Source organism: Catellatospora tritici, from assembly GCF_019083965.1.
Classification (GTDB): Bacteria; Actinomycetota; Actinomycetes; order Mycobacteriales; family Micromonosporaceae; genus Catellatospora; species Catellatospora tritici.
Map to the genome: position 1 here is coordinate 716,756 of NZ_JAHRCY010000002.1, position 24,472 is coordinate 741,227.

Below are 24,472 nucleotides of genomic sequence, written 5' to 3' on the forward strand. Positions count from 1 at the left end.
TGTCGCGGCCGTGGCTTCCTGTGTATTGAGTACGGTACCGGGACCATTGTTACCGATGCGAGGCTTTCGTCAAGATCAGCGCGCATTGCGCTTGATGTACTCGGCGCACTCCTTCTCCAACGCCGACCAGGACGTGCCCAGCACCTTCTTGGCGGCGTTCTCGAACGTCTCGTGGTCGTGCACCACCGCGTGGAAGAACTCGACCAGCTTCTTCTCGCCGTACTTCTCGCTGACGTGACGCAGCGCCAGGAAGCCGACGCCGTAGCGGGCGCCCACGATCCACTCGGCGGTCTTGTCGCCCGGCGGATCCACCTCGACGTTGCCGTCCCAGGTCTTCAGGTACTTCTTCACGTCGGGCAGGCCCTCGTACTGCTTGACCGGCAGACCGGACATCTCGGCGACCTCGGCGATGCCCTCCACCAGCCACCACAGGTCGTCGCGGTCGGTGTAGCGGCCCGGCAGCGAGGAGGCGTGGGTCAGCTCGTGGCGCAGGATGTTGTCCAGGAAGCTCGGCTGCAGCACGTCGGCGTTGAGCACCAGCTCGTACCGGTCGTCGCTCACGTCGATCGCCACGCCGCCGGCCCAGTCCGGCGGGCCCCAGTCGAACCAGCTCTTCCACTCCCGCTTACCGGCGTAGTAGACGATGTACTGGCTCGGCTTGTGGTCGGCCCGGACGAACCGGTCGGCGACCAGCGCCGCCTTCTCCGCCTCGCGCAGCAGCGTGGGCAGCTTCGCCGCGTACGTCTTGGTGGTGGCCACCACCGTACGGTTGCCGGTCCGCGCGACCAGCTCGCTGACCTGCCACGGGTGCGGCGACGGGTTGCCGGTACGCGGCGTCCACTCCACGACCACGGCCTGGTCGTTCTCGATCCGCCAGCGGGTGCCCGACTTCGCCTCGGCGTCCTCGCACGGGGTGACCACGAAGCAGGTCTGGGTGGTGACCTCGGCCCGCCACTCGCCGTCGGTGGTGACCACCGGCGCCGCCCGGTCGGCCTTGTCGACCATGCTGGAGACCTTCATCGCGCGCAGCGAGCGGAACTGCCGCTGCAGCGTCTCGTACGCGGCCGTCGCGGCCGGGTCGACCATGCTCAGGTACTCCGCCTCGTCGCCCTTGAGCAGCGCGGCGTCCTGCTTGGCCAGGGTCTTGCGGATCTTGTCGTCGGCCCAGGCCTGGGCCACGCTGACCGGGTCGCCCGGCTTGGGGCTGCGCACCCCGCTCGGGCTCGCGCTCGGGTCGCCGTCCGCCTGCTTGACCAGCCACGGCACGCCGATCACGACCGCCGTGCCCGCGCCGAGGCAGACCAGCACCAGCACCACCGCGAGGATCGCGATCAGCTTGCCGCGCTTCTTGCGCGGCGGCGGGGGCACCGGCGCGCCGGGCCACTGACCGGGGATCGCGCCCGGATAGGGCTGCGGCGGCCAGGCCGTGGGCTGCGGCGCCTGCTGGGGGTACGGCCAGGGCTGCGTCACCGGCTGACCGGGCGCCCCCGCGGCGCCCGGCCCCGGCATCTGCTGCCCCGGCACCTGCTGGCCCGGGTATGGCAGCGCCGTCGGCGGCACGGTCGGCGGCGCCGTCGGCTGTCCATACGTCGGCTGCCCATAGGGCTGCTGCGGGTACGCGGGCTGCTGCGGGTACGTCGGCTGCTGCGGGTACCCGGGCTGCCCGTACGTCGGCTGCGGGTGGGGCTGCTGGGGGTACTGCTGCCCGTAGGGCTGCTGGGGGTACGTCGGCTGACCGTACTGCGCGGGCGCCACGGGCGTGGGGACCGCCTGGGACGGCCGCGCGGGCACGGGCTGCTGCACCGGCACCGCCTGCGTCGGACCGCCGAACGCCACCGGCTCGTCCCGCGGCGCCACCGGCATGGCCGGTTCCCGCGGGACGTACTGGGAGGGCACGATCGGCGTCTGGGCGGCGGCGATCACGGCATTGGGAGTGGGCTCCTCCCCGTCGAGGGGGAGGTGCCGCGTTTCCGTTTGGTCGGGGACGGGCGGTTGATACGGAGAAGTCGCGTCCTCGGGCTGCACGGACGTGGACGCTACCGTGCCCGGTCAAGCACCGATGATCAGCCGATCAGTTACTTCTTCGACACCAGGGCTCGGGCGAAGAAGCCCAGGTTGGCGGGCCGCTCGGCGAGCCGTCGCATGAGGTAGCCGTACCACTGCGTGCCGTAGGGGACATAGACGCGGACGGTGTGGCCAAGGCGGGCCAGGCGCTGCTGCTCGTCCGGGCGGATGCCGTACAGCATCTGGAACTCGAACTGGCTCGGGGCGCGGTCGAACCAGCGGGCCCGGTCCTGCCCGATCGCGATCAGGCGCGGGTCGTGCGTGGCCAGCATCGGGTAGCCCTCGCCCGCCATCAGGATGTTCATGCACCGCACGTACGACTTGTCGACCTCCAGCGTCGCCTGGTAGGCCACGTGCTCGGGCTCCTTGTACGCCCCCTTGCACAGCCGCACCCGCGACCCGGCGGTGGCCAGCTCCCGGCAGTCGCTCTCGGTGCGCCGCAGGTACGCCTGGAGCACCGCCCCGGTGGCCGGGAAGTCGCGGCGCAGTCGGGACAGGATGTCCAGAGTCGAGTCGGTGGTGGTGTGGTCCTCCATGTCGAGGGTGACCGTCGTGCCGACCGCCGCCGCGGCCTCGCAGATCTCGCGCGCGTTGCGCTCGGCCAGCTGCTCGTCGAAGGCCTGCCCGAGCGCGGACAGCTTCAGGCTCACCTCGGCCGTGGCGATGGTCTGCGCCCCGGCGGGCGCCCGGTCGGTGGTCAGCCCAGCCCCGCCCAGCGCCTTGAGCAGCTCCAGGTACGCCTGCTTGGTGACCTCCGCCTGCTCCGGGGTCAGCGTGTCCTCGCCGAGGTTGTCGAGCGTGACGCACAGCCCCTGGTCGGCGAGTTCCGCCGTGGTGTCGAGGGCCTCTGGGGTACCGGTACCGGCGACGAAGCGCTTGACCACATCACGGCTGACCGGTGCGGTCTCCACGAGCCGCTCCACCTTGTGGGAGCGAGCGGCGGCAAGGATCACGGAGCGAAGCATGAGGGCAGCGTAACTCCCCTACGGCCGCCGCTTCGCGGGACCACCTGACTCTGTATACAAGAACACTCTTCTATGTCTTGAGGACCCGCGCGGTCGCTGTGCCGATCGTCACTGCGCCCGGCCGCGGCGTCACCGACCGTGGCCGTGGCGAAAGGACGCTCCCGACCGGGAGTGCGTGCCTCGCCGCCGGTTCGCCGCGACCGGATCACGCCCGGTCCGACCACCGTCCGTGGCGCCGATATCGCCGCAGCGCATCAACATGATCACGCACGGTCACCCGCACCGCCCCCGTGCCGACCCCGGCTTATGTTGACACTGCACAATCGGCGCGGGTGCTCTACCTTTGTCGGGTGAACTTCGATGCGTACGCCCGAACGGCTGTTGAGCTCATCAACGCGCCGCTGGACGACCTCATCCAGCTCCGCGCCATGCTGCCCGGCCCGGACTGGATGTGCGAAGACGCCACCGACCGCGACCTGCAGGTCTTCCGCAAGGCCCAGCGGCGGCTGCGCGAGGTGTTCGAGCACGGCGCCGCGGGCCGCGAACGTGAGGCCGTCAACGAGCTGAACTCGATGCTCGAAGCGCACCCCGTGCACCCGCGCATCTCCGGCCACGAGTCCGGCAACTGGCACATCCACGTCACCAGCCGCGGTTCGGCGGTCAGCGCCGAGTACCTGGCCGGGGCCGTCTGGGGGCTGTCGGTGTGGCTGTGCGAGTACGGCAGCGCCCGCTTCGGCGTCTGCGCCGACGACCGCTGCGGCAACGTCTACCTGGACACCTCGTCCAACAACTGCCGCCGCTTCTGCTCCGAGCGCTGCGCGACCCGCTCGCACGTGGCCGCGCACCGCGCCCGCAAGAAGGCCGCCAACGCCGCCGCCCCGGCCGCTCCGGTCGCCCGCCTCCCCCAGCCCGCCGAGCGCGCCAAGGAACTGGCCCCCGCTCTCAGCTGAAGGTCACGCTGGGGTGGTCACGGCCGGGCTGAGGTGCTTGCGGGCGAACTCCAGTGACTCCGCCAGGTCGGCTTCGCGCTCGGCGCGACTGCCGGCCTTGCGAGTCGCCACCTCCAGCGCCACCGAGCCGGTGAAGCCGCGTCCGGCCAGCGAGCGCAGCAGCGCCCCGCACGGCTGGCCGCCCCGGCCCGGCACCAGGTGCTCGTCGCGGCCCTCGCCGGTGCCGTCGCCGAGGTGGATGTGGGCCAGTCCCGCCCCCATCGCGTCCGCCATGATCATCGCGTTGGAGCGCGAGGCCGCGCAGTGCGACAGATCCAGCGTGTACGAGTCATAGCCGGTCTCGGTCGGATCCCAGCCCGGGGCGTACGGCACGAACTGGCGGCGGCCCATCCGCACCGGGTACATGTTCTCCACCGCGATCCGGATGCCGGTGTGCCGGTGCGCCAGGTCGGCGACCGTGTCGGTGAACTGGCGGGCGTAGTCGCGCTGCCAGGTGAACGGCGGATGCACCACCACCGTCGGGGCGCTCAGCGTGTCGGCCAGCACCACCGCGCGCCGCAGCCGCTCCCGCGGGTCGGAGCTCCACACCCGCTGGGTGACCAGCAGACACGGCGCGTGCACCGACAGCACGGGCACGCCATAGTGGCGGGACAGGCCGCGCAGCGCCCCCGCGTCCTGGCTGACCGCGTCGGTCCACACCATCACCTCGACACCGTCGTAGCCCAGTGACGCGGCCAGCTCGAAGGCGGCCGCGGTCGGCTCCGGGAAAACGGACGAGCTGGACAGCAGTACGGGAATGGACACGTTGTCCAGGGTATCCCCGTTCACCTGCCGGTGAGCTGATCCAGGCGGGCGAGGATGACCCCCTCCCGTAGCGCCCAGGGACAGATCCGCAGCTCGTCGATGCCCAAACGGCGCATGGTGGCCTCCGCCACCACGGCACCGGCGAGCAGTTGGTGCGCCCGGCTGGCGCTGACTCCATCCAGTTCGGCCAGTGCCGACGACGCCATCCGCTGGATGAAGCCGCGCACCTGGTGCAGGCCCTGACGGGTCATCGCGCGGGGCGACCACAGCCCGTCGCCGCTGGGCGCCGCGCCGGACAGCCGGGCCAGCGAACGGAACGTCTTCGAGGTGGCGGCCGCCATCTTCCAGCCGCGCAACGCGTCCAGCTCCCGGTGCTGCAGCTGCTCGTCCACGTACGACTCCAGCTCCGCCAACTCCGCCGCCGACGGTGGGTCACTTTGGAAGAAACGCCTGGTCAGACGTCCCGCGCCGAGGGGCAGCGACACGGCCAGGGCGGGCTCCTCATCGATCCCGGCCGCGATCTCCAGTGACCCGCCGCCGATGTCGAGCACCAGCATCCGCCCCGCCGACCAGCCGAACCAGCGGCGCACCGCGAAGAAGGTCATCCGGGCCTCGTCCTCGCCGGAGAGCACCCGCAGCTCGACCCCGGCCTCCTCGCGCACCCGGCGCAGCACCTCGGCCGAGTTCGTGGCGTCACGCACGGCCGAGGTCGCGAACGCCATCAGCTCGTCGACCTCCAGCTCCTTCGCCGCCCGGCGGGCCTGCGCACACGCCTTGACCAGCGCATCCGCCCCGGCCCGGGTCAGCTCCCCGGCCTCACCCAGCTGCTCGGCCAGCCGCAGCCGCTCCTTCTGTGAATGCGCGGGCCACGGATGGGCACCCCGATGCGCGTCCAGCACCAGCAGATGGACCGTGTTACTCCCGACGTCCAGCACCCCGAGCCGCATGCGCATAACTGTGTCATGGCGCCCGCCTGCGCGGGCGCGGGCTTCCGTCTGAGCTGCCGGCGCCCCCCTGCGCGGGCGCGGGCTTCCGTCTGAGCTGCCGGCGCCCCCCCCCGCGGGGGCGGGGGGACGGGGGGGCGGGCCGGGCCCCCCCCCGCGCGCGCGGGCTTCCGTCCCTGAAGCCGATGGCTGCCGCGCGTCGCTACATCGCTGCGCGATGTCACGCTCCTTTACGGCAACCATCGGCGGACGGAAGCCGGGCGGTGGGCGCGGCAGGAACCGGCGCTCCGGCGGCCGCCGTACCCTGGACGGATGGAGCACGAGGGCGAGACCCCGCTGGACTTCCCGCGCGAATGGCTCGAGTTCGCCGATCCGGCCGACCCCAAGCACGTGATCCGGGCCGACCTGACCTGGCTGCTCTCGCGATGGACGTGCGTGTTCGGCAGCAAGTGCCGGGGCATCATCGCGGGCCGCGAGCGCGAGGGCTGCTGCTCGCACGGCGCCTTCTTCACCGACAACGACGACATCAAGCGGGTCAAGGCGGCGGTCAAACGGCTGGACCGCTCCACCTGGCAGCACCACGTACGCGGGTTCGAGAAGTGGACCGAGCTGGACGAACTGCACGACGAGAAGCCCGCCCGGCGCACCGCCACCCAGGGCGAGCACGGCCCGTGCGTGTTCCTCAACGACGACGACTTCCCGGGCGGCGGCGGCTGCGCCCTGCACGCCCAGGCGCTGCGCGACGGGGTGCACCCGCTGCGCTACAAGCCCGACGTGTGCTGGCAGCTGCCGATCCGGCGCGACCAGCAGTGGACCAAGCGCCCCGACGACACCAAGATCCTGGTCTCCTCGATCAGCGAGTTCGACCGGCGCGGCTGGGGCGCGGGCGGCCACGACCTGCACTGGTGGTGCACCTCGTCGCCGGACGCACACACCGGCACCGAGCCGATGTACCTCAGCTACGGCCCCGAACTGACCGAACTCATCGGCGAGCCCGCGTACGCCCGCCTGGCCGAGCTGTGCGCCCAACGCGAGAAGCACGGCCTGGTCGCCGAGCACCCGGCCACCGTCGCCGCCCGCGAGCGCGCCAACCCGGTTGCCGACGGGACTAACCTCGAGCCATGACCGACGAGACCCGTCCCCGCACCACGACCGGCGAACCCGCCTCGCCCGTCGACGAGGAGCGCCTGGCCGCGCTCGACGACGTGACCGAAACCGTCGACGCCTCACCCGAGGCGTTCGCGGCGGCGGTCGGCGACATCCTCGCGTTGCACGAGGACCTGCTCGAGCGGCTCGCCCAGTGAGCGAGGTCTACGTCCCGTCGTACGCGGACGTCATGGCGATCGCGGCCCGGCTCGGCGTCGCCGTGCGCGACCCCGGCCTGGTCGAATCGGCGGTCGCCCGGCCGCGCAGCACCGTGTTCGGCGCCGACGCCTACCCCGACCTGTGGACCAAGGCGGCGGCGCTGCTGCAGTCGCTGGTGCGCAACCACCCGTTCGTGGACGGCAACAAGCGGATCGGCTGGATCGCCGCCACGGCGTTCCTGACCGTCAACGGTGCGGTGACCCGGCGACGCCTGGCCGCGCTGAACCAGGACGCGGCGTACGACCTGGTCATCGCGGTCTCGACCAGCGAACTGCGCGAAGTCGAGCAGATCGCCGAGGCACTGCGCGACCTGTACTGACCCCGCTTGGCGGGTCGTGGGCCCGTCCGCACCGGCTCACGGCTCGAACTTGTAGCCCAGTCCGCGGACCGTCACCAGGTAGCGCGGGGTGGACGGCTCCGGCTCGATCTTCGAGCGCAGCCGCTTGACGTGCACATCCAGCGTCTTGGTGTCGCCGACGTAGTCCGCGCCCCACACCCGGTCGATGAGCTGCCCGCGGGTCAGCACCCGGCCCGCGTTGCGCAGCAGCAGCTCCAGCAGCTCGAACTCCTTGAGCGGCAGCTGCACCGGGGTGCCCTCGACGGTCACCACGTGCCGCTCCACGTCCATCCGCACCGGGCCGGCGGCCAGCGTCCCACCCGCGACCTCGACCACGTCCCCGGCCTGGCGACGCAGCACGGCGCGGATGCGGGCGACCAGTTCGCGCGGCGAGTACGGCTTGGTCACGTAGTCGTCGGCCCCGATCTCCAGGCCGACCACCTTGTCGATCTCGCTGTCGCGCGCGGTGACCATGATGATCGGCACGTGCGAGCGCTGGCGCAGCTGGCGGCACACCTCGGTGCCGGACATCTCCGGCAGCATCAGGTCCAGCAGCACGATGTCGGCGCCGGTCCGGTCGAACTCGGTGAGCGCGGCGGTGCCGGTGGCGGCGACGGAGACCTCGAATCCCTCCTTGCGCAGCATGTACGAGAGCGCGTCGGAGAAGGACTCCTCGTCCTCCACGACCAGTACGCGGGACATCTGGCCCACCTTTCCGAAGGTTGGTCAGCCGGCCGGGGCCGGATGCACAGGGTTTGCGGGGGGTATGGCGGCAGTCAGGTCGATGTCGGCGGGCTGCGGGAGCATCGCCTCCGGCGGGCGGGCGGGCAGGCGCAGCGTGAACGTGGAGCCGCCGCCGAGGCGGCTGCGCACGTCGACGCGCCCGCCGTGGTTGGTCGCGATGTGCTTGACGATGGCCAGGCCCAGGCCGGTGCCGCCGGTGGCGCGCGAGCGGGCCTGGTCGGCGCGGTAGAAGCGCTCGAAGACGCGGTCCAGATCCTCGGGCCCGATACCGATGCCCTGGTCGGAGACGCTGATGTCGACCCGGTCGCCCTCGGCCAGGGCGCTGACGATCACCGCCGCCCCCTCGTGCGAGTAGGCGACAGCGTTCTCCACCAGGTTGCCCAGCGCGGTGGCGAACTGCGTGTCGCTGCCGAAGATGGTCAGCCCCCGGGTGCCGACCACGACCAGCTCGATCTTCTTGGCCACGGCGGTGGTACGGGCGCGGTCCAGCGCCTCGGCGATCACCGCGTCGACGGCGACCGGTTCCGGGTCGGGCAGCCGCTCGGCGCCCTGCAGCCGGGACAGTTCCAGCAGCTCCGACACCAGTCGGCCCAGCCGGGTGCTCTCCCGCTTGATCCGCTCGGCGAACCGGCGGCTGGCCGCCACATCCTCGGCGGCCTGCGCGGCGGTGGCCACCGGGTCGGCGTCCTCGTCGTCGGTACGCGGCTCGGTCGCGTCCAGCAGCGCCTCGGCGAGCAGTTGCAGCGCCCCGATCGGGGTCTTCAGTTCGTGGCTGACGTTGGCGACGAAGTCGCGGCGCACCCGTTCGACCCGGTGCGCGTCGGTGACGTCGGCCGCCTCCACACAGACCAGCCCACCGCCGACCGCCACGGCACGCAGGTGCACGCCCAGCGGCTGGGACTCGGCCAGCTCGCGCCCGCGCGGCAGGTCCAGTTCGACCTCACGCGGCACGCCGGTGTGCCGCACCTGCGCGGCGAGCGTACGCAGGATGGGGTGGGCGGTGATGGCGCCCGGGATGGCGCTGGCGCGCAGCAGCCCCATGGCGCGGGCGCCCCGGTTGGCCAGCACGACCTGGTCTCCGGCGTCGAGCAGCACCACCCCGACGCGCAGCGAGTCCAGGCTCTTGCGGCCCAGTCCGGCCAGCGGGTCGTTCGGGGGCGGCGCGCCCAGGCCGCTCGGGCCGAGGGTGTTGACCGCCGACGCCGCCCGCTTGTTCGCGCGGTAGCGGGCCAGGGCGAGCCCGGCCAGCAGGCCCAGCACGACACCGACAGCGATCGCGATGCCGATCGTGCCGTCGCTCGAAGCCGCTGCCAGTGCCGTCACGATGCCGATCGTAGGTCAGATCTTGCGACTCACGTTCTGGTACAAAAAGGCGCGAACTGGTTTATAACTGGCATTGGTTGCACAGTGTTCACCGGTGCGCCCGTCTTCGTTCACCATTGTTCACCTTCAAGACGCGTACGCGACCTACCTTGGGCGCACCACACCGGGACACCGGTCCCGCCCCCACCTCAGGAAGTGACGAATGCGCGAGGAGTTCCGGGCAGACCTGCTCGAGGTCGGCCGCCTGCTGGTGTCGATGGCCGAGGCGGTCCGCACCGCCATGAGCGCCGCCACCACCGCCCTGCTCAGCGCCGACAAGGAAGGTGCGGAGCGGGTCGTCCGCCGCGACGAGGAGATCAACGCCCTGTTCAAGCAGGTCGAGGAGAAGGTGCTGCGCCTGCTCGCCCAGCAGGCCCCGGTCGCCTCCGACCTGCGCATGGTCATCACCTCCCTGCACATCGGCACCGACCTCGAGCGCATGGGCGACCTCGCCGAGCACGTCGCCAAGGCAGCCCTGCGGCGCTACCCGGCGGTCTGCGTACCGTCCGAGCTCGCCCCCACCTTCGGCCAGATGGCCAACATCGCGGACCGCATCGCCGGCAAGATCACGCTGGTGCTCGCCTCCCGCGACATCGAGCGCGCCGCCGAACTGGAGCGCGACGACGACGTCATGGACGAGCTGGAGAAGGCGCTGTTCAACACGCTGCTGGGGCCGGACTGGGCGCACGGCGTCGAGGCGGCGGTCGACGCGGCACTGCTGGCCCGCTTCTACGAGCGGTACGCCGACCACGCCGTGAACGCCGGCCGCCACGTCATCTACCTGGTCACCGGCGAGTCCTGAGCCGCCTGGCACCACCGCGGGCCCCAGCCCGTTTTCAATTGACGCTGGCCTATCCAGAAGACGATTCCATGAAATCCGTCTACTGGATAGGCCAGCGTCAATGCTAGGTGGCGCCGCCGAGGCCCCCTCCCCGAGCATCACCTCGACCGGGTGACCCGTCGACCGATCGACTACCCGCACTGACTCATCGCCCGCGTCGGTGCGCTTCGATGATCGACAACGCCTCCGCACGCACCTTCGCCGGCTCTCGCCGCAGACGAGCCGACGTGAAGCGCACCACGGTGAAGCCGAGAGCTGTCAGCGCGGCATCCCGACGCAGATCCCGCTCCCGGTCCGACGCACCCGCGTGCGTCGCGGCCCCGTCCAGTTCGAGGTTCACTCCGGACGGTTCGTCCAGCGCATCCAGGTACACCCAACGCTCCCCGATCCGGACCGGGACCTGCCACCGCAGCCCGACGAACTGAGGGCCGGAGAAGACGTGATCATGCCCCCACAACTCCAGCATGCTGCGGCATCCCGCATCCAGCAGCGCGAGCAGCCGAGCGAGGTGGCGTCGCCCCGCGATCCTGGGAAAGCGGTCGAACACCTCGCGGATTCGCTCGACGGTCGTGAGCCGGGAAGCCACGGCCGCGATCGCCGGCGCGCGCTTGGCATCCCCATCGAGCAACGGCCAGCTGTCGACGACCGCCGACTCGACCCTGGTCACCGGGATATCGCGCCGCATCAGCACTTCCGGCGGCTCGATGACGAAATCCTCGCGGCGGTGAACCCGGACGCCGGGCACGCCGCGAAGGTGCCGTCGGTCGTCGGTCAGTAGGTGCACCCACATCAGAGGCGGTACAGGCAGACCCCAGACCCGCAGCGCCGACAGGTGACTCGCGGCGGCCGGGCCGCGAGAATAGGCGAGCGCTGCTCGTAGGACGGCATCATGGTCACCGAGCAGCCCCGGATCGATCAGCGTACGCGGCAGGGGCCGGACCACCTGCCCAGTCGCGACGGCGTACTCGATCACGTGGGGCGGCACCACCTGCGTGGCGTCGAGGCGGTGGCAGACCCCTTCGCCATACTCCATGAGCTTCAGCAGTCGTGGGTTCACCTCGGCAAGCGTGGAGCTGATTCACCTCCGCCACCACCGGGTGAGCCCGACCTGTGGACGACACGCGCACCTGTCCACAGGACCCCCTTCACATAGCATTGACGCTGGCCTATCCAGTGGACGGATTTCGGAAAATCGTCCTCTGGATAGGCCAGCGTCAATGACAAACCCGGGCCTGACCCCGGAGTCCCGTCAAGCGGCGGGCTGGCGCTACTTGACCGTGGCACCCGTCAGGCCGGCCTGGATCTGCCGGTTGAAGGCCAGGTATACGGCCAGGATGGGCAGCATCGCCAGCGTCATGCCGGCGAACAGCCGAGCCCAGTCCGTCTCGTACTTGGAGTTGTTCGCCAGCTCCAGCAGGCCCTGCGTGATGACGAAGTGGCCCTTCTCGAAGCCCGACTGCGGGAACATCAGCAGCTTCGGCAGGAGGAACTGGTTCCACTGGCCGATGATGTTGAACAGGCCGACGCTGATGAGGCCGGGCTTGGCCATCGGCAGCATGATGCGGAAGAACAGGCGGGAGTGCCCGGCGCCGTCCATCATGCCGGCCTCGGCGATCGTGGTCGGCAGCGTGCGGAAGAACGCGTGCAGGAAGAACACGGTGAACGGCAGCGAGTAGGCGACGTACACCAGGATCAGGCCGCCGTAGGTGTTCAGCCCGATCACGCTCTCCAGGCCGAGCGAGGCCGCGAAGTTCTTCACCGTGAGGTAGAGCGGCACCAGGCCGAGGAAGATCGGCATGGTCAGGCCGACCACGAACAGGTAGTAGATGAACCGGTTGCCCGGGAAGGGGTAGCGGGCCAGCACGTACGCCACCATGGCGCCCAGCAGCATGGTCAGGCTGACACTGAACACCATGACCACAACGGTGTTGAGGAAGTACTCGCCGATGTGACCCTTGCTCCAGGCCCGGCCGAACGCGTCGAAGTTCAGGCTCGACGGCAGGCTGAGCGGGTTGGTGAGGATCTCGCGATCGGTCTTGAACGACTGGATCACGGCCCACACCAGCGGGATGGTGACCAGCAGCGCCCAGATGATCAGAAAGCCGTGCGAGAAGATGTTGAGGACGCGGCCGTCCTCCTTCGACGGGCCGATGCCGTCCGGCGCGGTCGGCGCCGGCGCCGGATTCGAGTGCGCGGAGCGGGTGGTAGTCGTAGTCATCGCAGCCACCTCAGAATTCGATCTTGTCGCGCCGGCGGGTGATCCGCAGCTGGACCACCGTGAAGAGCAGGGTGAACACGGCCATGGTGATGCCCATGGCGCAGGCGTAGCCGAACTTGTCGATCCGGCTGGCGTTGAACGCGGTGAAGTACATCCACGAGCTCATCACCTCGCTGGCGTGGTCCGGACCGCCGGAACCCGGGGTCATCGTCCAGACCAGCAGGAAGAAGTCGAGTGCGGCGATGCCGAGGTAGACCCAGGCGACCGAGATCTGCTCCCACAGCAGCGGCAGGGTGACCCGGAAGAAGGACTGCGCCCGCGAGGAGCCGTCCAGCAGCGCCGCCTCGTAGATGTCCTTGGGGATCGACTGCATGCCGGCCGAGAAGAGCACCAGGTAGAAACCGACGCCGCCCCAGACCGCCACCGCGATGAGGCACCAGAGCACGACGGAGGCGTCGAGCGTCACGTCGCCCAGGTGCAGCGCGGGGAAGGGCCACGAGTCGGACTCGCCGAGGAACAGCTTCGGCTTGTCGTGGTCGATCAGGCCGAGCTTCAGCAGCAGCGAGTTGAGCAGGCCCGAGTCGGCGCTGCTCTCGTAGACCCGCCCCCAGATGATCGCGACGACGGCGATCGAGAGGACCTGCGGGAAGAAGAACACGATCTTGTAGAACGACGATCCGCGCACACCCCGGATACCGGCCTTGTCGCCGCGGCCACCCACGTTCAGCATGAACGCGAAGAACAGGCCGATCGTGATCGTGACCAGCGGATACACGGTCAGGATCAGGACGTTGTGAAAGAGCGCGCGCAGGAAGACATCGTCCTTGAACAGGTCGACGTAGTTGCCGGTGCCGACGAACGGCACGTCGGGCGAGAAGCCGTTCCAGTCGGTGAGCGAGTAGAACGCCGTCTGCAGGTATGGGTTGATCACGTAGATCAGGTAGAGCACGACCGGGAAGACCAGGAAGCCCGTGATGAACAGGAACCTGTCGGGCCGGAACCGACGCCGGGCTCGCAACATGACCGCAATCCTTCGGATGAGTGAAGACCAGGGGGTACGAGGAGCGGAAGCCCCGGAACCCGGCCGGTCCCGGAACCCCGCGAAGGAGTTCCGGACCCGGCCGGGTCAGACGGCGAACGTCAGTTGGTCCGCTTCTGCTTCTTGACGTTCGGGTCGGCCGCGATCTTGTCGGCCGCCTTCTGCATCGCGTCGGTGAACTCGGCGGAGCCGCCCTTGCCGGCCATCAGGTTGCTGATCGCGCCCTCGAAGGCCTTGTACAGGTCGGGGTACCAGCCGCCGAACTTCGTGCTGACGATGTTGGTGCCGGCCTCGGCCAGCGCCTTGTTCGCCGAGGTGAACTGCGAGGAGCCGGTCAGACCCTCCGCGGCGCCCTTGACGACCGGCAGCGACTTGGTCAGCTCGGCGAACTTGCGCGCGTTGTCCTTCGACAGCATCAGGCGCAGGAACTCCAGGCCACCCTGCTTGTTCTTGCCGCCGGACGGCACGATCCAGCCCTCACCCGCGGCGGCACGGATGGTGCCGTACGGGCTCGCGTCGGACGCGGTCAGGCTCCACTGCGCGGTCACCTCGAGCTTGGTGTCCGGCTTGAGGGTCTTGGCCATCTCACCCTCGAGCCAGGTGCCACACGGGATGAACAGCGCCTTGCCGTCGATGACGGCCTGCTGGGTGGTGGTGTGGTCCAGACCCGCCGCACCCGGCTGCACGTAGCCCTTGTCCAGCATCTCCTTGATCTTGTCGATCACGGTGACGACGGCGGGGGCCTTCCACGCGTTGGCGTCCAGGTTGTCGATGGCGACGACGGCCGACTTGCCGCCCACCTTCCACACCCAGTCGATGATCACGTTGTTCATGTACCAGGGGTACTTGCCCTGGTGCGTGAACGCGGCGATGCCCTCCTTCTTCGCGTTCTCGGCGAGGGTGAGGAACTCCTCCCAGGTCTTCGGGACGGTCCAGCCCTTGGCCGCGAACAGCGTCGCGTCGTGGAAGAAGCCGTACACGGTGAACGCGGCGTTCAGGGTGTAGGGCTTGTCGTTGTACAGACCCTCGTCGATGACACCGGCGAGCAGGGTCTCCTTGACCTTGACCTTCGGGTCGTCGACGCTGCCCGCGTCGAACAGCTGGGTCAGGTCCTCGACCTGGCTGTTGGCGACCAGCACGTCGATGCCGAGGGTCTTCGGCGACGAGTTGTTGATGACGTCCGGCGGGTTGTTGCCGGCGAAGCGCGGCTGGAGGTCCGTCTGGATCTCCTTCGACCACACGATGCCGACCTTGGAGCCGGAGTACTTCTTCTCGTAGGACGCCGCGTAGTACTTGGCGTAGTCCTGGCCGAAGCCGCCGTCGAAGACGACCGCCTCAACCGGCTTGGTCCCGTCGACGCCGAACGGGTTCGACTCGCTGGTCGCGCCCTTGTCACCGGTGTCGCCGCCGTTGTCGGTGCTGGCGCAAGCGGCCAGGATGCCGGCGGCGGGGGTGGCGAGCAGACCGGCGGCGGCAGCCCGGCGCAACACGGTGCGGCGGTTCAGCTCCGACGGGCTGTCGGGGGTTACGGTCATGAGAATCTCCTCGTACGAGATATGGCGGCGCGTCGGGCCCATCCGGCGCGTCGCTGCACTTCGCTCTGGTGTTGCGCTTCCCCGGGGATGCCGGGAAACGTCACGCCCGAGGGCGTGACCAGATGCCGCAGCGGCACGTCCGAGCAGGACGTCGCCGCGTCTACCGACGCTGCCGCGCCGGAGTCTGTGAGTTGGGCCGGGGCCGGACGCGCGGCGCGCGGCGCGAGTGCGGTGAGCACGTCACACCACCTCCCGCAGGCGGTGGCCGGCAACGGCCTGGGCGGTGCGCTGGAAGGCCGCGTGCGCGCGCTCGTGGGTGCGCTGCGCGACCGCGATGTAGAGCAGGTCCAGCACCACCAGCTGGGGGTGGCGGGCCGACAGCGAGTCGGGCCGGAACGTGGTCGCCTGGGTGGCCGTGGTCAGCACGATGTCGGCGACGTCGGCCAGCGGCGAACGGGGGAAGCTGGTCAGCGCGACGGTGGTGGCGCCCCGGCTGCCCGCCTCGGCGATCATCTCGATCGTCTCCCGGGTCTGCCCCGAGTGCGAGATGCCCAGCGCCACGTCGCCGTTGCGCAGCAGGGCGGCGCTGGCCAGTCCGTTGTGCACGTCCGGCCAGGACCAGGCGGCGATCCCGATGCGGTGCAACGAGAACTGCATCTCCGCGCCGACCAGGGCCGAACCGGACGCGCCGTAGATGTCGACCCGCTCGGCGGCGGCGATCGCGTCGGCGGCCCGCTCCACCTCGGCCAGGTCGGTCATGGCGGCGGTGTCCTGCATCGCCTGGGTGTCGGCGGCCATGATCTGGCCGAGCACGCGCTCCAGCGGGTCGCCCGGCTGGATGGCGCGGCCGATGTCCACGGCCCAGCCGGCGGAGCGGGCGGCGCGGCCGGTCTCGCCCGCGATGGCCAGGCGCAGGTCGGCGTATCCCTCGAAGCCGACCGCCCGGCAGAACCGGGTAATCGTCGCGGGCGATGTATGCGAACGCTCCGCGAGCTCGACGATGGTCGCGCGGGACGCCCCGGCGGGATCGGTGAGCACCTGTTCGGCCACGCGGCGCAGCGCCCCGGTGAACTCGGGAAGCTTGGCGCGCAGCCGGGCGAGCACGCTGTCGGTGCCTGCCGCCGAGTGCCCGCCTCGTTCCACGATCGTCAACCTCTTTTAGGAAGGAGTGTTAACTGTATGTGGAAAGAATTCTTACTTAATTTGCGGCCGTGTCAACAGTCACGTTGGACGTTTTCAAACCGTTACTTTGCGAGCTCATCCGTATAGACGAACATGCCCTCCACCGTTCGGTGGAGGGCATGTTGCGGGGTTATTAGGGCCCGATCACGATCAGGCAGCGGCGGGCTCCAGCGCGGCCGAAGCAGCGGCCGATTCGATCACTCTGATGTGGTCGGCGCGACGTTCCCGCGTGCGTGCCGCGAGCAGATGTCCGCCCGCCGCCAGCAGTCCCAGCAGTCCGCACCCGACCCAGTGCCACGCCCCCAACTGCTGCAGGCTCCAGCCGCCCACGGTCGGCGCGACGAAACCCGCCGCCGGGAAGACCAGGAAGAACACGCCCTGGTACCGGCCCCGCAGTCGCACCGGGGCCAGCTCGGCGATGATCGAGGCGTTGGGCGGGGCGGCCAGCATCTGCCCGACCGTCCACACCGACGCCGCTGCCAGGTACGTCCACAGCGGCCCGGCCAGGGCCACCGCCGTGTAGCCGACCGCCAGCAGGGCGAATGCCCCGGCCAGCACGGTCGCGTGCCGCCTACCCCGGATCAGTCGGGGCACGAACAGCTGCCCGACCACGATCATGGCCCCGCCCAGCGACACCACCGCCCCGTACGCCGCCGGCCGCAGCCCGTCGCCCTCCATCGCCAACTGCAGAATCGACTGCCCCTGCACCGTCAACAGCGCCAGCACGAACGTCAGCCCGACGAAGGTCAGGAACACCCGGTCTCGCAGCACCGTTCCCAGCCCGGCCCGCCTGGTCTCGGCCGCGGCGCTCGCCGTCGTCCCGGCAGGATCGCCGTTGGCGGTCACCAGCTCGGCTTCCGCCGCACCCGCTGACCGAAGATGACGATCATGGGGCGGCGGCGGAGCGGGGCGGCGCAGGGTCTCCGGAATGAGGCGCCACACCACCAGGGCGGTGGCGGCGGTCATCGCGCCGTCGATGAAGAACAGGGCCACGAAGCTGGCCTCGGCGATCAGCCCGGCCAGCGACGCCGCGACCGCACCGCCCATGTTGAACGCCCAGAACTGCAGGTTGAACGCGCGCGAGCGGTCCGCCTCGGGCAGCACGTCCACGATCGCGGCGACCGTGGCCGGGCCGGGCAGCGAGTGGGCCAGGCCGATGCCGCCCGCGAGCAGCGCGATGAGCCAGATCGGCCGGGCCAGGCCCATGGCCAGCATCAGCACCGAGGCGGTGGTGAGCCCGGCCAGGTACGTGGGCTTGCGGCCCCATCGGTCGGCCAGCACTCCGCCGAGCAGGGTGCCGACCGCGCCGCCCGCGCCGTACACGCCGGTGACCAGGCCCGCGACGGCCAGGGTGGTGCCCCGGGCGCTGGTCAGGTAGGTCGGCAACAGCAGCAGGCCGAACGCGCCGAGCCGGTTGACCAGCATCACCGTGAACAGCATCCAGAAGATGCGCGGCAGCCCGCCCACGGTCTGGCGCAGGAAAGTCATGGAGTCCTCACATCGCCCGCAGCGCGGCGGCCCGCCGTTCCCGGGCCGGTCCGGCCCACAGTTGCGCCCCGGCCGCGACCGCGGCGATCAGCGCGCAGCCCAGCCACAGCACCTCGTCGCCGAGATGCTGCTGGACCCAGCCGCCGAGCACCGGGGCGGCGAACCCCGCCACCGACCAGGACAGCGACATCATGCCCTGGTATCGGCCCCGCATCGCCGCCGGGGACAGCGCCGCGATCAGGGTCGAGTTGGACGGGGAGTTCAGCATCTCGCCGACGGTCCAGATCAGCACCGTGACGGCGTAGAACGCGGCCGAGTCGGCGAACGCGGTCAGGCCGAAGCCGAGCCCGATGATGAGGGCGGCGGCGGCGAGCACCCGCGAGCGGTCGTACTGCTTGATCAGTCTCGGGATGAACAGCTGCCCGGCCACGATCAGGACGCCGTTGAGCGCGATGACCAGGCCATACTGCTGCGGCGGGATGCCGTCGCGGGTCATCGCGATCGGCAGCGTGGACAGGTGCTGCATGAACACGAACGAGATCAGCACGTTGAGCAGGACGAACCCGATGAAGATCCGGTCCCGCAGCACCGTGCCCAGGCCGGGCTTCGGCCCTACCGGCGTGTCGGCCGCCACGACCGGGCGGACCCGCTGCGGCTCGCGCACCTTGAGCAGGATCAGCAGGAACGGGGCCAGCGTCGTCGCCGCGTCCACCATGAAGATCAGCTTGGGGTCGGCCTTGGCGACCAGCCCGGCGACCGTCGCGGCGACCGCGAACCCGACGTTGACCGCCCAGTACGTCAGCGTGAACGCCCGCAGCCGGTCCCGCTCGGGCACCACGTCGATCATGAGTGCCTGGAACGCGGGCCGGGCCGACTCGGCGACCAGGCCGAACAGGAACGTCAGCGCGGCGATCGCGGCGAGCCCCTGGGCGAACGCCAGCGAAACCAGCAGCGCGCACGCGCCCAGGTGCGCCGCGAGCAGGCTCGGGCGGCGCCCGATCCGGTCCGCCGCGACGCCGCCGATCATCGTGCCGACCGCGCCGCCCGCCGCCCACAGGCCGAGCACCAGGCCCGCCTCGGTCGAGCTGAAGTGCTGCACCGTGGTCAGGTAGATGGTCAGGTAGACCACCACGAACCCGCCCGCCCGGTTGATCAGCGTGCCGGTCCACAGGTACCAGTAGGTGGCAGGCAACCCACCCGCGGTTTCACTGAGCCAACCGCGGATCCCCGCTCGCTCACGCAGCCAGGGCCGCATCCGCGCGCACCCCCTCGGCGGGGCGGGCCTGCGCGGCCTGGAGTGCCTGCACCCGGCGTTCGCGCGACGGGCCGCTGAGCGCCTGCCCGACCGCGACCACCACGCCGAGCGCCGCGAGCACCAACCACAGGGTCGCGCGCGGGGCGTGGTCGAGCAGCGCGCCGCCGATGATCGGCGCGACGAAGTTGGCGGCGGTGAAGCCCATCGAGGCCACACCCTGGTATCGCCCGCGCATGGTCGGCCGGGACAGGTCGGCGATGTAGGTCCCGTTCACCGGCGCGTTGATCATCTCGCCCGCGGTCCACACGACCACGGTCAGCATCAGCAGCGGCACCGTCCCGGCGACGGCCACCGCGCCCATACCCAGGCCGACCAGCAGCGCGGCGGCGCTGAGCACCCGGCTGCGGCTGCGCCCGGCCAGCAGGCGCGGCACGAACAGCTGGCCGACCACGATCATGATGCCGTTGACGGCGATGACGGTGCCGTAGTCGGTGGCGTCCAGGCCGCGCTGGTGCATCGCGATCGGGATGAGCTTGCAGGCCTCGATGATGATCCAGAGACCAAGGTTGAGCAGCACGAACGTCATGAAGACCCGGTCGCGCAGCACCAGCCCGATGCTGCCCTCGGACTTCGGACGGCCGGTAACGGCGGTGACCGGGGTGGTCTCCGGCACGCGCAGGAAGACGATGGTGGCCATGACCAGCTGGCTGGCGGCGTTCAGCACGAACACGGTCAGGTGCGGGGCGTGCGCGAGCACCCCGGCGAGCATCGCGGCCGCCGAGAAGCCCAGGTTGATGGCCCAGTAGTTGAGGTTCATACCGCGCATGCGCAGGCTCGGGCCGAGCACGTCGACCATCGTCGCGGAGAAGGCGGGGCGGCCCAGGCCGTTCCAGAAGCCGTACACGGTGGCGAGCGCGGCGACGACGACGGGCTGGAAGGACAGGCCGAGGCCGATCGCGGTGACGGCCAGGGCGATGTTGGACAGCAGCAGCGTCGAGCGACGGCCCCAGCGGTCGGCGAGCACGCCTCCGGCCAGCGAGCCGAGCGCCATGCCGCCACCGAACAGACCGAGCACGAGACCGGCGAACGAGGCGGTGAAGCCGTAGTCGTACACCATGTGGATCTCGAGGTAGAGCATGACGAAGGCACCCGTTCGGTTGATCAGGGTGCCGCTCCACAGGTACCAGAAAGTCTTGGGTAGTCCGCCCGCCGTCTGTTGTAGCCAGCCCCGCACGCCGCGCTCCTGTAATGCTCGCTATGGCCCTCAGTGCCTTACAACCTAGGGGCCCGGCCTGACAGAAGTCACTCGCCTTTCCGCGTGACGGTCACCACGCGGCGCCGCTGGGGCCTGGTCACAGCCCTTTGACGACCATCAGGGAGGATGCAGGACATGGTTGGAACACTGGTGCTGCTGCGGCACGGCTACAGCGAATGGAACGCCAAGAACCTCTTCACCGGTTGGGTCGACGTCGACCTCAACGCCCAGGGTGAGGCGGAGGCGCGCCGCGGCGGAGAGCTGCTCAAGGAGCACGGCCTGCTGCCCGACGTGGTGCACACCAGCGTGCTGCGCCGCGCGATCCGTACCGCCGAGATCGCCCTGCACACGGCGGACCGGCACTGGATCCCGGTGTCGCGCAGCTGGCGGCTCAACGAGCGCCACTACGGCGCGCTGCAGGGCAAGGACAAGAAGCAGACCCTCGAGGCGTACGGCGAGGAGCAGTTCATGCTCTGGCGCCGCTCGTACGACACCCCCCCGCCGCCGATCGCCGACGACGACGAGTTCTCGCAGTTCGCCGACGCGCGCTATGCCGGGCTGCCGGACGAGCTGAAGCCGCGCACCGAGTGCCTCAAGGACGTGGTCGCGCGGATGCTGCCGTACTGGTACGACGCGATCATCCCGGACCTGCTCGACGGCAAGAACGTGCTGGTCGTGGCGCACGGCAACTCGCTGCGCGCGCTGGTCAAGCACCTGGACGGGATCTCCGACGAGGCCATCGCCGCCCTCAACATCCCGACCGGCATCCCGCTGCGCTACGACCTGGACGCCAAGCTGCGCCCGGTCACCCCCGGCGGCACCTACCTCGACCCGGCCGCCGCCGCCGAGGCCGCCGCCGCGGTCGCCAACCAGGGCCGGTAACGGACAGCGCCTGTCTCAAGCGCGCCCACCGAGGACAGCGCCCACAGACCGGCTTCCGTCCGCCGATGGTTGCCGTAAAGGAGCGTGACATCGCGCAGCGATGTAGCGACGCGCGGCAGCCATCGGCTTCAGGGACGGAAGCCCGCGCCCGCGAAGGCGGGCGCCAGCAACAATGCCGGCGGCCGGCCCGTGCGACGCTCACCCCCGTTAGCGTCGCCGGCCGGCCGACCGGTCTCAGGTGGCGGCCGTCCCCCAACGGCGTGGTGCCACCCATCCCCCGGCGCTTCGCTCGGCGCCACAGCCGAAAATCGATCAGCTGGGCCATCCCCCGGGTGTTCATCGAGCGATGCGCTTGCCAGAGACGCTACGCGCCTGTTCAGAGCAGCGTCCACCCATTTGCGAATCTCATTCGTAACATTTTGTAACTGTCACCTCTACGCTTAGCTACCGCCACCCAGCTTCTTGATCAGCTCGATGCGGGTCCGTACGCCGAGCTTGCGGTAGATGCTCGCCAGGTGCGTCTCCACCGTCCGTTCGCCCAGGAACAGCCCCTCGGCGATCTCCTTGGCGGGCGTCCCGCGCAGCGCCCAGGCCAGCACCTCACGCTCACGCGCGGTCAGCCCGTCGGGCCCGCCCCGGCGCCCGCCGAACTCGCGCAGCGCCGCGTCGGCGGCCTCGGCGGCGGCCGGGTCGACCACCTCGCCCGCGGCCAGGGCCTGGGCCGCGGCCGCCGGGTCGGGGGCGCCGCGCAGCACCGCGAGCTCGGCCGCGGCACGCAGGGCGTACCAGCGGACGAAGGCGGGCGGGCGAACTTCCCGCGAGGACGCGCTGCCCAGGGCGGCGAGCGCCGCCAGCAGCCGGGTGGCACGGGTGCGGTCCCCGGCGGCGACGGCGGCCGCGGCGGCCCGGTCGTACGCCCGGGACAGCAGCTCCGGGTCGTGCAGCGCGGCCGCCTCGCGGACCACCTGATCAAGATCTTGGTCGGCGGTCAGCAGCGCCTCGGCGACCGCGCGCGGGTCGCCGCTCGCGCGGGCCAGGGCCAGCGCGTCCGGGGCTGCCGCGCCCACGTCTGGAAGGGGCCCTTCCACCTCGCAAAGCGATAAGAAGGGGCCCTTCCTTTCCTCCAGGGCCAGCCGGGCGGCGACCCGCGCGGCGGCCGAGCGCAGCTCGGACGGCACGGTCCCGTCCAGCGGGAGCAGGGCCGCGGCCTGGCGCAGCGCGTCGAGGCGGACCGGGTCCGCCGGTGCGGGGCGGTCGCCTGCCAGCGCGCCCGTGCTCGCGCGGGGACCCAGGCCGAGCGCCGCCGCGGCGACCAGGCCCGGGTCACCGGCGCGCAGGCCCAGCCGCAGCGCGCCGAGCAGCGACGCCCGGCCCGCCTCGCGGGCGCTCGGGGCGGTCGCCGCGCGCAGCCGGGCCGTGCCCCCGGCGGCGAGCAGCCGCCCGGACTGCCCCGGGGCCCAGCCCGCCCGCCCGGCGAACAGGGCGGCCTGGGCCAGGTAGCCCGCGGCCAGGTCGTGTGCGCCCTCGTCGGCGGCGGCCGCGCCCGCGGCGGCCGAGGCGGCGACCGCGGCGTCGAGGCGTTCGGCGCCGCCCAGCGCGGCGGCCTCGGCGGTGTGCAGAGCCAGCTCCGGTACGGTAGCCGCCCGCGCCCCACCCAGCGCCCCCAGCCGGATCAGTGCCGCGGCGACCCGCCCGTGCAGCTCGGCTCGCTGCCGGGTGCCCAGCGCCTCGTAGCAGACCTCGCGGTCCAGGGCCCGGACGAACCCGAAGACCTGCCCGGCCAGCGGTCGCACCAGCCCCGCCTCCTCGGCCTCCTCCAGCCCGGCCAGCACCTCGACGTCGGGGCAGGCGCCCTCCAGGATGGCCAGGTCGAACTCGCGCCCGATGACCGCGCCCGCGCCCGCCACGGCCCGGCCGTGCGGACCCAGCCCCGTCAGCGCCTCCCGCACCGCCGCGACCTGCTCCGGCGGCCAGCGCAGCGGGATACGGTGCAGCACGTCGCCGTCCGGGTCGACCTGGTCGGCCACGGCCGACAGCAGCGCCCGATCGGCGTCGGTACGCCGGAGCAGCTGCTCGACCAGGCGCGGCGGCACGGGCCGCCCGATACGCTCGGCCAGCAGCTCCGCGGCCTGCTGGTGGTCCACGACCGCCTCCCCTCTCCGGGCCGGTACGCAGCACCCTCCCGGCAAAGTTACGTACTCGCCGCGATGTGCGCAGTCCCCTACCGGACCTAGCGTGAAATGCACAACCCCCCGCTCGGGACACGACCGCCGCCCACGCGACGCGCCGGGTTCCGGAACCCGCCGAGGAGTCAGCAATGTCCCAGTTCCGTGACCTGATCGCACGGATGGCGGTGGACCCCGAGTTCGCTCGGCACGCCCGCGCCAACCCGGAGGCCGTCGCCGCCCAGTACGGCCTCACGCCCGACGAGACCGAGCAGTTGCGCGGCCTGGCCGACGCGTCCGCCGGGGCCGGACCCACCGCGCTCGGCGCCCGCCTGTCCAAGTCGGGCATCGGCACCGGCGGCCTGGCCGGGCTGCTCGAGACGCCGCACTTCCAGCTGCCGGACCCGGAGCCGGACCCGATCTCGCCGCCGTTCGACATCCACCTACCGCAGGGCGTCATCGTCGACCCCGTGCACCCGGATCCCCCGATCGGCCCGCTGTTCCCGATCGGCCCGATCGACATCCATCCGCTCGACCCCGGCGTGATCCACCCGGTCGACCCGCCGACGGACGGCGGCGACCCGCTGCCGCCGCCGCTGGTGCACGACGACGGCGACTCCGGCGACCACGGGTCCAGCCACGGCTCGGACCATGGCTCCGACCACGGTTCGTCGCACGGCTCGTCGCACGACGCCGGGGCGGCGCCCACACCGCCGCCGCTGCCCGAGCCGGAGCCGGAGCCGGCCGTCGAGGTCGGGCCGCTGCAGACCGGCGACGCGACCGGCGCGGCGGACCCGGCCGCGGTGCAGCCGGTCGCGGCCGAGCAGGCCGACGGCGGCATCGGCACCACCGGCCTGATCCTGGGCGGCGCGGGGCTGGCCGCGGGCGCGCTCGCCGGCGGCATCGCCGGTGCGGTCGCGGGCAAGTCGCTGAACAAGTCCGAAGACGAGGGTACGGCCGCGGCCTGACCCGAAGACCCTGCCGGGCGGCGGGGAATGTGTCCCCCGTCGCCTCCCCGCTGCCCGGCAGCAGATCACCAGCCCGGACCGGCTGATCGGTGAAGGGTCGTAAAGCAGT

General features: G+C 71.2%; 22 protein-coding genes. 7 read left to right on the forward strand and 15 right to left on the reverse strand.

From position 1 onward, the window contains the following. Positions 1-75: 75 nt before the first annotated feature. Complete coding sequence (locus KUA19_RS07225; RefSeq protein WP_217395287.1) at positions 76-1,923, reverse strand: hypothetical protein; 1,848 nt, start codon at positions 1,921-1,923, stop codon at positions 76-78. 152 nt (positions 1,924-2,075) lie between these two features. Beyond that, positions 2,076-3,029, reverse strand: a complete 954-nt coding sequence (locus KUA19_RS07230; RefSeq protein WP_217395288.1) for a proline dehydrogenase family protein — start codon at positions 3,027-3,029, stop codon at positions 2,076-2,078. 350 nt (positions 3,030-3,379) lie between these two features. On the opposite strand from KUA19_RS07230, the gene KUA19_RS07235 reads away from it, so the two are divergent. Continuing rightward, the gene (locus KUA19_RS07235) at positions 3,380-3,979 is read left to right on the forward strand and encodes a CGNR zinc finger domain-containing protein (RefSeq protein WP_217395290.1); all 600 of its coding nucleotides are present in this window, start codon (positions 3,380-3,382) and stop codon (positions 3,977-3,979) included. 3 nt (positions 3,980-3,982) lie between these two features. On the opposite strand, the gene KUA19_RS07240 is transcribed toward KUA19_RS07235, so the two are convergent. Together KUA19_RS07240 and KUA19_RS07245 are read right to left on the reverse strand one after the other, a co-directional pair. Then, complete coding sequence (locus tag KUA19_RS07240) at positions 3,983-4,783, reverse strand: sugar phosphate isomerase/epimerase family protein (RefSeq protein WP_372451773.1); 801 nt, start codon at positions 4,781-4,783, stop codon at positions 3,983-3,985. 20 nt (positions 4,784-4,803) lie between these two features. Beyond that, positions 4,804-5,730 carry a Ppx/GppA phosphatase family protein gene (locus tag KUA19_RS07245; RefSeq protein WP_217395292.1) on the reverse strand — a complete coding sequence of 309 codons (927 nt, stop codon included), beginning with the start codon at positions 5,728-5,730 and terminating at the stop codon, positions 4,804-4,806. A 309-nt stretch (positions 5,731-6,039) separates the two neighbouring features. Between KUA19_RS07245 and KUA19_RS07250 the strand changes: the two genes are divergently transcribed. From KUA19_RS07250 to KUA19_RS07260, 3 genes are read left to right on the forward strand one after another with little or no spacing between them, the layout of a single operon-like run. Next, the gene (locus KUA19_RS07250) at positions 6,040-6,852 is read left to right on the forward strand and encodes a DUF3109 family protein (RefSeq protein ID WP_217395293.1); all 813 of its coding nucleotides are present in this window, start codon (positions 6,040-6,042) and stop codon (positions 6,850-6,852) included. Next, positions 6,849-7,031: a hypothetical protein gene (locus KUA19_RS07255; protein WP_217395294.1), complete on the forward strand. Its 183-nt coding sequence runs from the start codon at positions 6,849-6,851 to the stop codon at positions 7,029-7,031. The genes KUA19_RS07250 and KUA19_RS07255 overlap by 4 nt, the downstream gene beginning before the upstream one ends. Next, positions 7,028-7,411 carry a type II toxin-antitoxin system death-on-curing family toxin gene (locus tag KUA19_RS07260; protein ID WP_308167364.1) on the forward strand — a complete coding sequence of 128 codons (384 nt, stop codon included), beginning with the start codon at positions 7,028-7,030 and terminating at the stop codon, positions 7,409-7,411. The genes KUA19_RS07255 and KUA19_RS07260 overlap by 4 nt, the downstream gene beginning before the upstream one ends. A 36-nt stretch (positions 7,412-7,447) precedes the next feature. Here KUA19_RS07260 and KUA19_RS07265 read toward each other — a convergent pair whose 3' ends face one another. After that, on the reverse strand, positions 7,448-8,131 hold the full coding sequence (locus KUA19_RS07265) for a response regulator transcription factor (protein WP_212827902.1): 684 nt from the start codon (positions 8,129-8,131) through the stop codon (positions 7,448-7,450). A gap of 24 nt (positions 8,132-8,155) precedes the next feature. Further along, the gene (locus tag KUA19_RS07270) at positions 8,156-9,487 is read right to left on the reverse strand and encodes a sensor histidine kinase (protein ID WP_254548950.1); all 1,332 of its coding nucleotides are present in this window, start codon (positions 9,485-9,487) and stop codon (positions 8,156-8,158) included. Positions 9,488-9,698: 211 nt separating this feature from the next. Here KUA19_RS07270 and phoU point away from each other — a divergent pair, with 211 nt between their 5' ends. After that, a complete protein-coding gene (phoU, locus tag KUA19_RS07275; protein WP_217395296.1) occupies positions 9,699-10,337 on the forward strand; it encodes a phosphate signaling complex protein PhoU in 639 nt (212 codons plus the stop codon). 184 nt (positions 10,338-10,521) lie between these two features. Here phoU and KUA19_RS44445 read toward each other — a convergent pair whose 3' ends face one another. The 8 genes from KUA19_RS44445 to KUA19_RS07315 form a co-directional block, all read right to left on the reverse strand. Then, positions 10,522-11,433 (reverse strand): DUF559 domain-containing protein, encoded by a 912-nt coding sequence (locus KUA19_RS44445; RefSeq protein WP_217395298.1) that lies wholly within the window; start codon positions 11,431-11,433, stop codon positions 10,522-10,524. 210 nt (positions 11,434-11,643) lie between these two features. Then, on the reverse strand, positions 11,644-12,594 hold the full coding sequence (locus KUA19_RS07285) for a carbohydrate ABC transporter permease (RefSeq protein ID WP_217395299.1): 951 nt from the start codon (positions 12,592-12,594) through the stop codon (positions 11,644-11,646). A 10-nt stretch (positions 12,595-12,604) separates the two neighbouring features. Further along, positions 12,605-13,615 (reverse strand): carbohydrate ABC transporter permease, encoded by a 1,011-nt coding sequence (locus KUA19_RS07290; protein WP_217395300.1) that lies wholly within the window; start codon positions 13,613-13,615, stop codon positions 12,605-12,607. A gap of 119 nt (positions 13,616-13,734) precedes the next feature. Next, positions 13,735-15,168, reverse strand: a complete 1,434-nt coding sequence (gene ngcE / locus KUA19_RS07295; RefSeq protein WP_217395301.1) for an N-acetylglucosamine/diacetylchitobiose ABC transporter substrate-binding protein — start codon at positions 15,166-15,168, stop codon at positions 13,735-13,737. Positions 15,169-15,408: 240 nt separating this feature from the next. Then, the gene (locus tag KUA19_RS07300) at positions 15,409-16,311 is read right to left on the reverse strand and encodes a MurR/RpiR family transcriptional regulator (protein WP_217395302.1); all 903 of its coding nucleotides are present in this window, start codon (positions 16,309-16,311) and stop codon (positions 15,409-15,411) included. 189 nt (positions 16,312-16,500) lie between these two features. Further along, positions 16,501-17,838, reverse strand: coding sequence for an MFS transporter (locus KUA19_RS07305; protein WP_217395303.1), 1,338 nt, complete (start codon positions 17,836-17,838; stop codon positions 16,501-16,503). A 7-nt stretch (positions 17,839-17,845) separates the two neighbouring features. Continuing rightward, positions 17,846-19,093: an MDR family MFS transporter gene (locus KUA19_RS07310; RefSeq protein ID WP_217395304.1), complete on the reverse strand. Its 1,248-nt coding sequence runs from the start codon at positions 19,091-19,093 to the stop codon at positions 17,846-17,848. Further along, positions 19,074-20,327, reverse strand: a complete 1,254-nt coding sequence (locus KUA19_RS07315; protein WP_217395305.1) for an MDR family MFS transporter — start codon at positions 20,325-20,327, stop codon at positions 19,074-19,076. Before KUA19_RS07315 ends, KUA19_RS07310 begins: the two co-directional genes overlap by 20 nt. Before the next feature lie 156 nt (positions 20,328-20,483). Here KUA19_RS07315 and KUA19_RS07320 point away from each other — a divergent pair, with 156 nt between their 5' ends. After that, positions 20,484-21,230, forward strand: a complete 747-nt coding sequence (locus KUA19_RS07320) for a phosphoglyceromutase (protein ID WP_217395306.1) — start codon at positions 20,484-20,486, stop codon at positions 21,228-21,230. 440 nt (positions 21,231-21,670) lie between these two features. On the opposite strand, the gene KUA19_RS07325 is transcribed toward KUA19_RS07320, so the two are convergent. Continuing rightward, the gene (locus tag KUA19_RS07325; RefSeq protein WP_217395307.1) at positions 21,671-23,374 is read right to left on the reverse strand and encodes a helix-turn-helix domain-containing protein; all 1,704 of its coding nucleotides are present in this window, start codon (positions 23,372-23,374) and stop codon (positions 21,671-21,673) included. Between the two features lie 173 nt (positions 23,375-23,547). Here KUA19_RS07325 and KUA19_RS07330 point away from each other — a divergent pair, with 173 nt between their 5' ends. Further along, positions 23,548-24,363, forward strand: a complete 816-nt coding sequence (locus tag KUA19_RS07330) for a hypothetical protein (RefSeq protein WP_217395308.1) — start codon at positions 23,548-23,550, stop codon at positions 24,361-24,363. The last annotated feature ends 109 nt before the right edge of the window (positions 24,364-24,472 follow it).